At 48.9% G+C, this 9,805-nt stretch carries 8 protein-coding genes; 4 read left to right on the top strand and 4 right to left on the bottom strand.

All coding sequences use genetic code 11. The features are described from left to right. The 4 genes from VIM87_RS23590 to VIM87_RS31445 all read right to left on the bottom strand — a co-directional run. Nucleotides 1-933: efflux RND transporter periplasmic adaptor subunit (locus tag VIM87_RS23590; RefSeq protein WP_331999386.1), on the bottom strand; the 933-nt coding region annotated here is incomplete at its 3' end. A 108-nt stretch (nucleotides 934-1,041) separates the two neighbouring features. Next, nucleotides 1,042-2,274 (bottom strand): TolC family protein, encoded by a 1,233-nt coding sequence (locus tag VIM87_RS23585; RefSeq protein ID WP_331999385.1) that lies wholly within the window; start codon nucleotides 2,272-2,274, stop codon nucleotides 1,042-1,044. Then, a complete protein-coding gene (locus VIM87_RS23580; RefSeq protein WP_331999384.1) occupies nucleotides 2,271-5,402 on the bottom strand; it encodes a CusA/CzcA family heavy metal efflux RND transporter in 3,132 nt (1,043 codons plus the stop codon). Before VIM87_RS23580 ends, VIM87_RS23585 begins: the two co-directional genes overlap by 4 nt. Before the next feature lie 96 nt (nucleotides 5,403-5,498). Continuing rightward, nucleotides 5,499-5,804 carry a DUF6660 family protein gene (locus VIM87_RS31445; protein WP_414649665.1) on the bottom strand — a complete coding sequence of 102 codons (306 nt, stop codon included), beginning with the start codon at nucleotides 5,802-5,804 and terminating at the stop codon, nucleotides 5,499-5,501. 92 nt (nucleotides 5,805-5,896) lie between these two features. Here VIM87_RS31445 and VIM87_RS23575 point away from each other — a divergent pair, with 92 nt between their 5' ends. From VIM87_RS23575 to VIM87_RS23560, 4 genes are all read left to right on the top strand, one after another. Continuing rightward, nucleotides 5,897-6,592 carry a LytTR family DNA-binding domain-containing protein gene (locus tag VIM87_RS23575; RefSeq protein WP_331999383.1) on the top strand — a complete coding sequence of 232 codons (696 nt, stop codon included), beginning with the start codon at nucleotides 5,897-5,899 and terminating at the stop codon, nucleotides 6,590-6,592. Between the two features lie 128 nt (nucleotides 6,593-6,720). Continuing rightward, nucleotides 6,721-6,915 carry a hypothetical protein gene (locus tag VIM87_RS23570; RefSeq protein ID WP_331999382.1) on the top strand — a complete coding sequence of 65 codons (195 nt, stop codon included), beginning with the start codon at nucleotides 6,721-6,723 and terminating at the stop codon, nucleotides 6,913-6,915. A gap of 134 nt (nucleotides 6,916-7,049) precedes the next feature. Further along, nucleotides 7,050-9,248, top strand: coding sequence for a hybrid sensor histidine kinase/response regulator (locus VIM87_RS23565; protein WP_331999381.1), 2,199 nt, complete (start codon nucleotides 7,050-7,052; stop codon nucleotides 9,246-9,248). A gap of 159 nt (nucleotides 9,249-9,407) precedes the next feature. Further along, nucleotides 9,408-9,611, top strand: a complete 204-nt coding sequence (locus VIM87_RS23560; RefSeq protein ID WP_331999380.1) for a hypothetical protein — start codon at nucleotides 9,408-9,410, stop codon at nucleotides 9,609-9,611. Nucleotides 9,612-9,805: the final 194 nt, after the last annotated feature.

The raw sequence follows: 9,805 nt of genomic DNA, 5'->3' as shown, positions 1-9,805 counted from the left end.
CGCCTGTACGTTGGCCGCGCCGGCTTCTATCATCGCTTGCAGATAAGTACCGGGCAACAACTGCGTGTCTTCTTCTTCCAGATGGCAATGTACCCTTACGGTGCGTTCCGGGCTTATTTCCCGGCCAATCAGGTGAACCGTGGCAGTACGTGTTTTTGCTTCATTGGCCAGCGTAAAACGTACCAGCTGACCGATCTTTAACCGGGGCACATCTTTTTCAAAAACCGTTAACTCTGCATGCAGATGTTCGGTGTTCACAATACGGAAAAGTATATCCGCCGGCGTTACAAACTGGCCAAGGTTCACATTCACCTGGGTTACATAACCGCTGATAGGCGCGTATACATTGATGGTACGCTGAATATTCCCTTTTTGCAAAGCTGCTGTGCTGATATTCAGCATAGCCAGTTTTTGTTTCAGCCCGTTCTCTTTGGCCAGCAGTGTTTGCCAGGTGGCTTTTGCCTGTTGCAGGGTTTTCAGGGCGTTTATATTTTCCCTGGCCAGTTCCTGCTGGCGGTTATGTTCCGTGGCGGCATATTCCAGCTGGCTGCTTACTTCCAGGTAATCCTGCTGTAGCTGGATATAGTCGAGGTTTTCCAGTACGGCAATTACCTGTCCTTTTTTTACCGGCATTCCCTGTAATAAGCTGGTTTGCTTTATAAAGCCGCCCATAGGCACGGAAATGCTCACCTGTTGCTGGGGCGGCACATCCAGCAACCCGTTTACTTTAACGGCGCCGCTGATCTGGCGGTTTTCAGGCTTGCCATAAGTGATCCCTGCTGTTTTAAACTGCGCTGCGGTGAGCTCTACCACGCCAGGTTCTTCTTCATGATCATGGGCATCTGTAGTGGTAGTTTCCTTTTTTGCGCCACAGGAAATAAGCATAAAGGCAGCAATAACGGTAAAGGCTATATGTTTTTTGAATAATTGCATAATTAATTTTTTTAGATAGATGAACCGGCTATTTGTTCGCGGTTATTGACAGCGTCCTGCATTTTGGCAGCCGGCATTGCGCTTTCTGAAAGCCATAACAGGCGCAGCTTATTGCCGGCCGGCCAGGTAGGCCATATATAATTCCGCCTGCTTTACTTCGTTCCGGGCCAGCAGGTATCCCTGCCGGGTGGTAAGCCCGTGTTCCAGGTTAAGAAAATATTCGGCATAGCCGATATCCCCGCTCCTGTACGATTTTTCCGATTGTTCCAGCAGCAGCTCCGTATTGGGTAGCGATGTACGCTGGTAAAACTCCAGGCTGTTCCGGTTCCTGATAAACTGTTGTACTGCCTGCTCATACTGGGATTGCAGCTGTATCACATTATTATCAAGCTGTAAACCGGCCGCCAGCTGCTGCTTTTCCTCTGCCCTTACTTTTGCTTTCAGTGGTCCCATCCAGATGGGTAATGCCAGTCCTACCTGGAATCCCTGGAAACGGTTACTGTTGGTGGCCAATGGCGCACCGGAAGCATTCACGGGCGTGCCAATTAATGACTGGTTAAAATAACCCACCATGATATCCGGCAGTATGGCGGCCCTGTATAATTGTTTTTGTTTTTCTGTAATTATCACCTGCTGTTTCAGGTACTGCAGCTGCGGGTTGGCAGCTACAGCAAGGGTATCATTTATTGCCGGAAGCGTAGCATCTGGTATAGCCGTTTCCGTTATACTCACAGGGGTATTGATACCCAGTAGCGCCTGCAGCCTGGCGGTATAAATGTTGAGGTCCGCCTCGTTCTGTCGCAGCGAGTTCTTCACTTCATTCAAACGTCCTTCTGCGGCGATCTTTTCCAGCATCCGGCTTTCCCCGGTGCGATAACGAAGGTCTGCACTGTGCACAAAACCGGAGAAGATACTGTCCTGCTCCATGATCAGCGATCTTACCTCCTGCAGGTACAACAGCTGTACGTATACCTGTTTCACCTGGTATACCAGTTCATTCTGCGTTACCGCTTTAAACCATACTGCTTTATCCGTTTGCGCATTATTCAGCGCCTTCCTGGCGCCAAATACGGTAGGGAAAGGAATGGTTTGTGTTACGCTGTAGTTGTTGTCGTTGGATGCATAGCTGTTCGTTTGCCCGTATTGCAGGTTGATATCTGTTTTCGGGATCTCGCCGCTGCTGCGGGCCATTTTGCGGTAGTAGTCAACAGATGCCTCCGCCGACTGTAACCCTTTGTTTTGCTGTAACGCCAGTTGTACAGCCTTTTCCATGGTCAGCGCCTGCGATTGCGCTATGGCTATAGCTGGTATCAAGGTGACTATTAATATCCAGATCTTCATAATGTATGTTTTGAAAAACCTTTCTCAAAATAAATGTATAAGCAGGGCAGCACCAGGAGCGTGAGCAATGTGGAAGTGATCAGCCCACCTATCACCACGGTAGCCAGGGGGCGCTGTACTTCCGCGCCGGCGCTGGTAGCCAGGGCCATTGGCAAAAAGCCCAGGGAAGCCACAAAGGCTGTCATCAGTACCGGCCGTAATCGTGTAGCCGTTCCATTTAGTACCACGCTGTTAAGGTCCTGCATGCCCGATTGTTTCAGCCGGTTAAACTCTCCTATCAGTACAATGCCGTTCAGTACCGCTACGCCAAACAAGGCAATAAATCCTACGCCGGCAGAGATGCTAAAAGGCAGGCCCCGCAGCAGCAGCGCAAAAACACCGCCTATGGCCGACATGGGAATAGCGGTGAAAATGAGCAGCGATTGTTTTACGGAATGGAAGGTAAAATAAAGCAGGCCGAATATCAGCAGCAGTGCAACGGGCACGGCTACGGCTAAACGCTGATTAGCTTCTTTCAGGTTTTCGAATTGTCCGCCGTAGCGGATAAAATATCCTGCAGGCAGTTTTACTTCTTTGGCGATAGCGGCTTCAATATCTTCCACCACGCTGGCAATATCCCGGCCACGCACGTTGAAGCCAACAATAGTGCGCCTTTTGGCGTCTTCTCTTTGTACCTGGTTAGGGCCGGTGGTCATTTTCACTTCGGCTACTTCCTGCAGTGGCACCTGGTTGCCCGATGGAGTGGTGATATAGAGGTTTTGTACATCCGCCAGCTGCTGCCGGCTTTGCTTATCCAGTCGCAGCACCAGGTCGAACCGCTTCTCCCCTTCATATACCAGGCCTGCGCTCTGGCCGGCAAAAGCCGTATTGATAGTTTGATTAATGGTGGCGATATCCAGGCCGTAGCGGGCTATCTGGTCCCTGTTGGCTGTTACCACTATTTGCGGCAATCCGCCGGTTTGTTCAACGTACAGATCTTTCGCACCAGGCGTGCGACTAACAATACGCCCTGTTTTCTCAGCCAGTGAAGCCAGTATGGTAAGGTCTTCTCCAAAGATCTTGATCCCTACATCCTGCCGCACGCCTGAAATAAGCTCATTGAACCGGAGCTGGATGGGTTGTGAAAAGCCGAAACTAACCCCGGGAATGGCTTCCAGGGCTTCCTGCATTTTATTGGCCAGTTCTTCCCGGCTGCGGGCGCTGGTCCACTCCTTTTTGGGTTTCAGCAGAATGGTGAGGTCGCAGGCTTCCATCGGCATGGGGTCGGTAGGTATTTCTGCGGCGCCTATTTTGCCTATCACTTCCTTTACTTCAGGGAACTGCTTCATGAGTATACCGGAGGCCAGGCTTATCTTGTCGATGGTTTCAGACAGGGAGCTGCCCGTGAGTAACCGTGTTTCTACCGCGAAATCCCCCTCTTCCAGGGTAGGAATAAATTCTCCCCCCATCTTACCAAATAAAAATAATGACACTGCAAAAAGCAGTATAGCCGTTACCGTTACCAGCGCTTTGGCACGTAGTGCTCCACGGATAACGGGGGCGTATATACGTTGAAAGAAACGCATGATGCGGTCGGCCACCGTTACTTTATTATCCAGGTTTTTACTCAGCATCAGCGCGGATACCATGGGCACATAAGTGAGCGACAGGATAAAGGCGCCCAGTATGGCGAAGGATACTGTTTGTGCCATAGGGCGGAACATTTTGCCCTCAATACCGGTAAGCGCCAGAATTGGCAGGTATACAATGAGGATGATGATTTCGCCGAAAGCCGCAGTGCTGCGGATCTTGCTGGCGGCGTCAAAAACTTCCGTATCCATTTCCACCTGGGATAAACGGAGCCGCTGCCCGGTTTTATTCCTGCCCGCCAGGTGATGCAAAGTAGCTTCCACTATGATCACCGCCCCATCCACGATTAGTCCGAAATCAATAGCGCCCAGGCTCATCAGGTTGCCCGATACGCCAAACAGGTACATCATGGAAATGGCAAACAGCATCGACAGCGGTATTACAGAAGCTACGATCAGCCCTGCACGCAGGTTACCGAGGAACAGTACCAGCACGAAGATGACAATGAGCGCGCCTTCAATAAGGTTTTTCTGCACAGTGCCTACTGCCCTGCCTACAAATTCACTACGGTCCAGGAAGGGCTCTATCACCACGCCTGCCGGCAATGTTTTCTGTATGTCTGTGATCCTGGCTTTCACCGCTTTCACCACCTCGCTGGAGTTTTTTCCTTTCAGCATCATTACAATGCCGCCCACGGCTTCCCCGTTGGCATTGCGGGTAAGCGCGCCGTAGCGCACCGCGTCGCCCAGTTGCACGGTGGCAATATCTCTTATCAGCACGGGTAAGCCCTCCGGCGTATTCTTCACCACTATCTTTTCTATATCCGCCAGGCTGCCGATCAGGCCTTCGCTGCGGATGAAATAGGCGTTGGGCTTCTTGTCGATATAAGCCCCGCCGGTGTTCTGGTTATTGCGCTCCATGGCATTGAACACATCAGCTATACTGAGGCGGTAGCTGCGGAGCTTATCGGGGTTAAGGGTTACCTGGTACTGCTTCAGCATGCCGCCAAAACTGTTTACTTCCGCCACACCGGGGGTGCCAAGCAGCTGTCGCCTTACATACCAGTCCTGTATGGTGCGCAGTTCCCGCGCATCAAACTTTTCCTCATAGCCTTTTTGGGGATGCAAAACATATTGGTATATTTCCCCCAGGCCGCTGGAAACGGGCGCCATTTCCGGGGTGCCGATACCACCAGGTATATTGGCCCTGGCTTCTCCCAGCTTTTCATTCACCTGTTGCCGGGCCCAGTAAATGTCTACATCGTCGTGAAATACAATAGTGACTACCGACAGCCCAAACCTTGAAATGGAGCGGATCTCCGACATTTCAGGTATCACGGCCATGGTTTGTTCAACAGGAAAGGTAATCAGTCTTTCTACTTCCTGTGCAGCCAGCGAAGGCGATTGTGTGATCACCTGTACCTGGTTATTGGTGATATCCGGCACCGCATCTACCGGCAACCGTAATAAAGCGAAAACGCCAAATGCCGCCAGGGCAAACGTAAATATCCCTATCATTAATTTGTTCCTCACAGAGAAACGAATGATCTTATCCAGCATGATTGATTCAATAAGTAATAAAATGAAGTACCATAGCCATACCTGCACCGGTAAAAGGCGCGGATATGCTCATAGCAAAAACATCTGTAAAACGTATTAAACCAGCTGTGGGGGCTGCCAGATATTATCCGGTAAGGAAGGAAGCGGGTTAACGGGCAATGTCGGGTAGTTTATCATGACCCGCTGCGCGATAAAATGAACCGTTACAACCGCACCGGGTGTAGCCTGCACATTACAACAGCTGCATACGCAGAGCGGGGAGCAATAGTCCGGTTGTGTTTCATGGTCGTGCGAAGTGGAAAGCTGTACTGTCACACTACTGTTTACGGCCTGGTAATCGTTGCAGGGAATGCACGATAACAGTACGATATAACAGCTTAATATGTAAAGTAGCCACTTCATAGTTACAAATGTAAAACTTAAACACAAAACGCCGCCGGAAAAAACTGCATCGCAGTTGCGGCGGAGATGTTTTTTGTACTTAAATTAGCCGCATGAATTGCCTGATAGTAGACGATAACAAGCTGGCGCGCACCGCCATGAAGCAACTGGCCAGTCATGTGGAACAACTGCATGTAGCCGGTGAATGCAGCAGCGCTATGGAAGCATATAATTTTTTACAGAAAGAAAAGATAGATCTGCTGCTGCTGGACATCGAAATGCCCGGTATGAGCGGCCTGGAACTTACCCGTAACCTGGGAAAGAAGCGCCCGGTGATCATCTTCACAACAGTAAAAAAAGATTATGCGGTAGAGGCATTTGAGCTGAATGTGGCCGATTACCTGATTAAACCGGTGCAGCCCGCCCGCTTTATACAGGCTATCGAAAAGGCCCGTGAAATTACGGACAGTAACCTCCGTGAGCTACAGGTATCCGATACGGAGTTCGTGTTTATACGCGACAATGGGGTGCTGAAAAGAATTAAAACAGAAGACATCCTTTTCCTGGAGGCGATGGGCGATTATGTAAAGTTAAATACCCCGCAGAAATTCCACGCCATCCATACTACCCTTAAAGCGCTGGAAGAAAAGCTGCCGGCTGGTAAATTTATGCGGGTGCATCGTTCTTACATCGTGGCGCTCGACAAAATTGAATCCATTGAAGACGGTACCATCGTTATCAATAAGCATGCTATTCCCGTAGCAGATGCTTACCGTTCTGCCCTTAACAATAAACTGAATCTCCTCTGACTCAACGACACTTTCCCCTTTTTGACCGACAGCTCCTGCCTGTTGGGCCATTAGTACAGCCCTTCTTTTTCAACCGGATGTATCTTTAGGTCGTCAAAACAATTGATCACTAAATAAAATATACAGCCATGAAAAAGTTTGGAATTGTAATCGCCGCAGCTATGTTGTTTATGAGTGCATCATCTTTTGCACAGACCACTGCGCCTAAACAAGAAACGAAGAAAGAAGCCGCTGCCAAAGCGCCTGCACACAAGAAACACGCGAAGCACCATCATCATACAGCAAAACCAGCTGCTGCTCCGGCTGCACCAAAGGCAAAATAACAGTATTCCTTTGTTACACATCATTAGCCTCAGCGGATTATTACGCTGAGGCTAATTATCTGAAGGAAGGAATAAAATTGCTACTTTTATTGAACCGGCTTTCCTATATCAGCGTTTATATGTACTAAACTGTCATGCAGCCTAAAAGAATCAAATATTACCTCCTTGGCCTGTTCATTACCGGAATGATATTATTCGTTGTGCTGCAGTTCAACTCCGCTAACAATATCCATAAGCTGATTAAAGGAAACGAGCAGCTGCTGCAGGAACTGAATGTGAAGAATGAGCTTCAGAAGCTGCAAACGAATATGGCCAAAACCGACAGTAAAGTACGGGGAGCGGTCATTTCCCAGGACACCGTGCATATTACCGGCATTGAAGCCGAAATAGCCATAATAAAGGCCGATCTCAAGGAGATCAATAAGATCATCAAGAACGATAGTACGGAAAAACTCCTCACCCAGCTCAACTACCTGGTGGATGAAAAGAACAATTTCAATCTCATGGTGCTGGATACCTTTTACAGCCAGGGTAAATGGGCGGCGGAAAAGCTCATCAACAACCAGAAAGGGAAACGACTGGGGGAAGCCATCACCGGTATTCTGCGGCAGCTGGACACCACCCGGCAGTCGGAGGTGAACCGTACCACCCACCTGATCGACAGCAGTGGCCAGAAAGCCCAGCGCTGGGGCACCGTACTGGTTTTCTTTGCCTGTTTAATGAGCCTGCTGGCATTCCTGTACATTACCAGCCGCATCCACCGGCAGGAACAGCTCATAGAAGCACTGGACGAGTCGCAGCAGCAGGAAAAGAAGCTGGCCGCAATTAAAGAGCAGTTCCTGGCCAATATGAGCCATGAAATACGCACCCCGATGAACGCCGTGATCGGGTTTACCAATTTACTCAAAGTCCAGCCACTGAACGATAAATCCAAAGAATACGTAGCCGCCATAGAAAATGCCGGGCAAAGCTTACTGGAAATCATCAACGACATCCTGGATATCTCCAAAATAGAATCCGGAATGATGCGTATAGAAGCTACCTCCTTCAGTTTACGCAGCGTATTGCATGCCATCAACACGATGTTCCGGCCAAAGGCCGAGGAAAAACAGCTGCAGTTGTCTGTTACCATCGGCGATGATGTGCCCGATATTTTATATGGAGATGTGGTGCGGCTTACGCAGGTGCTGGTGAACCTTACCAGCAACGCCATCAAATTTACCAGTGAAGGTGCTGTACGCATACACGTGGCAAAAACATGGGGGGAAGAAAATGCAGTACGTATATTGTTCACCGTTAGTGATACCGGTATAGGGATTGAGCCCTCCAAGCAGCAAAGCATTTTTGACCGCTTTAACCAGGCAGAAGCCGCTACCACCCGCAAATACGGCGGCACTGGTTTGGGGCTTACCATTGTAAAACAACTGATAGAGCTGCAGAACGGCTTTATTTCCGTGGAAAGTAAACCAGGTGAAGGCGCTACCTTTAAAGTGGAATTGCCATACACACTGGGCGAGCCGCTGCAGGAAGAAGGAACTAACTATCTCACAGAAAACGACCAGCTGCCACCACACCCGGACGTAAGACTGTTGGTGGCGGAAGATAACAGGATGAACCAGAACCTGCTCCGTCACTTACTGGGCAGCTGGCAGCTGCAGTATAAAATGGTGAACAACGGAAAAGAGGTATTACAGGCGCTGGAACGGCAGCATTATGACCTGGTGCTTATGGATATTCAAATGCCTGAAATGGATGGCTACACAGCTGTACAGGCCATCCGGAATGAGCTTCAGTCTACTATCCCGGTAATAGCTATGACCGCCCATGCTATGGCAGGCGAACGGGAAAAATGCCTGCAAATGGGCATGAATGAGTACATTTCCAAGCCCATCATTGAGGACGACCTGTACAGGATGATCCAGGTATATATCGGCAAACTGCCTCCCCGGGAATTACCGGCTGTTCACCACCAGCCCGGCGAAAACGGAGTGCATCACCTGATCAACCTCCACTACCTGCATGAGCTTTCCAAAGGCAATACCCAATTCGAGAAAACGATGCTGGAGCAATTCATTGCACAGCTGCCGGAAGAGTTATCGCTGCTGAAGCAGGCAGTGGTAACGGAAGACATCGCCGCTATACGGGCTACCGCACATAATCTTAAAACCACGGTATCTTTTATTGGGTTGCAGGATCATCTCTACCCGGTACTGGAACCACTGGAAAAACTGCAGGAAAACAGTTATCATTCCGGTATGGTGACCAACCAGTTTAATACGCTGAAACAGTTGTGCATACAGGCTGTACAGGAGGCCATCCATATATTATTATAGTTCCCCGTTATACATTACCGTACATTTTTCCCTGTTCAACGACAGTAATACCCTGTTCACCGAAACATCCCGTCAACACGCTCTTTGCGGGTGTATTTTTACTACAGAAATTATAACAAATACATTCTTTCATCTAATCATTTTAAAAACGACAACATCATGAAAAAAAGCCTGATCGCCGCTGTAGTAGTAATGAGCATTTCTGCTGCATCTTTTGCACAAGCACCAGCTGCTAAACCTGCAAAGAAAGCCGCTAAAACTGAAGCCAAAGCTGAAGCAAAACCTGCTGCAGATACTACTAAGAAAGCTGCTAAACACGAACATGCTAAGAAAGCAGCTGCTCCTGCTGCTAAGAAAGCATAATTCAACATTATACGCGTTTGAGTTAATAAGTCCCGTTGGCCTTCCCGGCTAACGGGATTTTTGCGTATAGGATCGCCTTCGGCGATGCGAAATTTGTCTGACTCACTGATTATGATGATTACGCTGATTACCCTGATTTTTATTTTTAGAGTTTTATTTATAATTAAGGGAGATATAAGTAAGCTATTCACTTA

Origin of the sequence: Chitinophaga sp. (assembly GCF_036569125.1) — a bacterium.
In the GTDB taxonomy this organism is placed as follows: domain Bacteria; phylum Bacteroidota; class Bacteroidia; order Chitinophagales; family Chitinophagaceae; genus Chitinophaga.
This window is presented reverse-complemented; position numbering and strand designations above follow the sequence as displayed.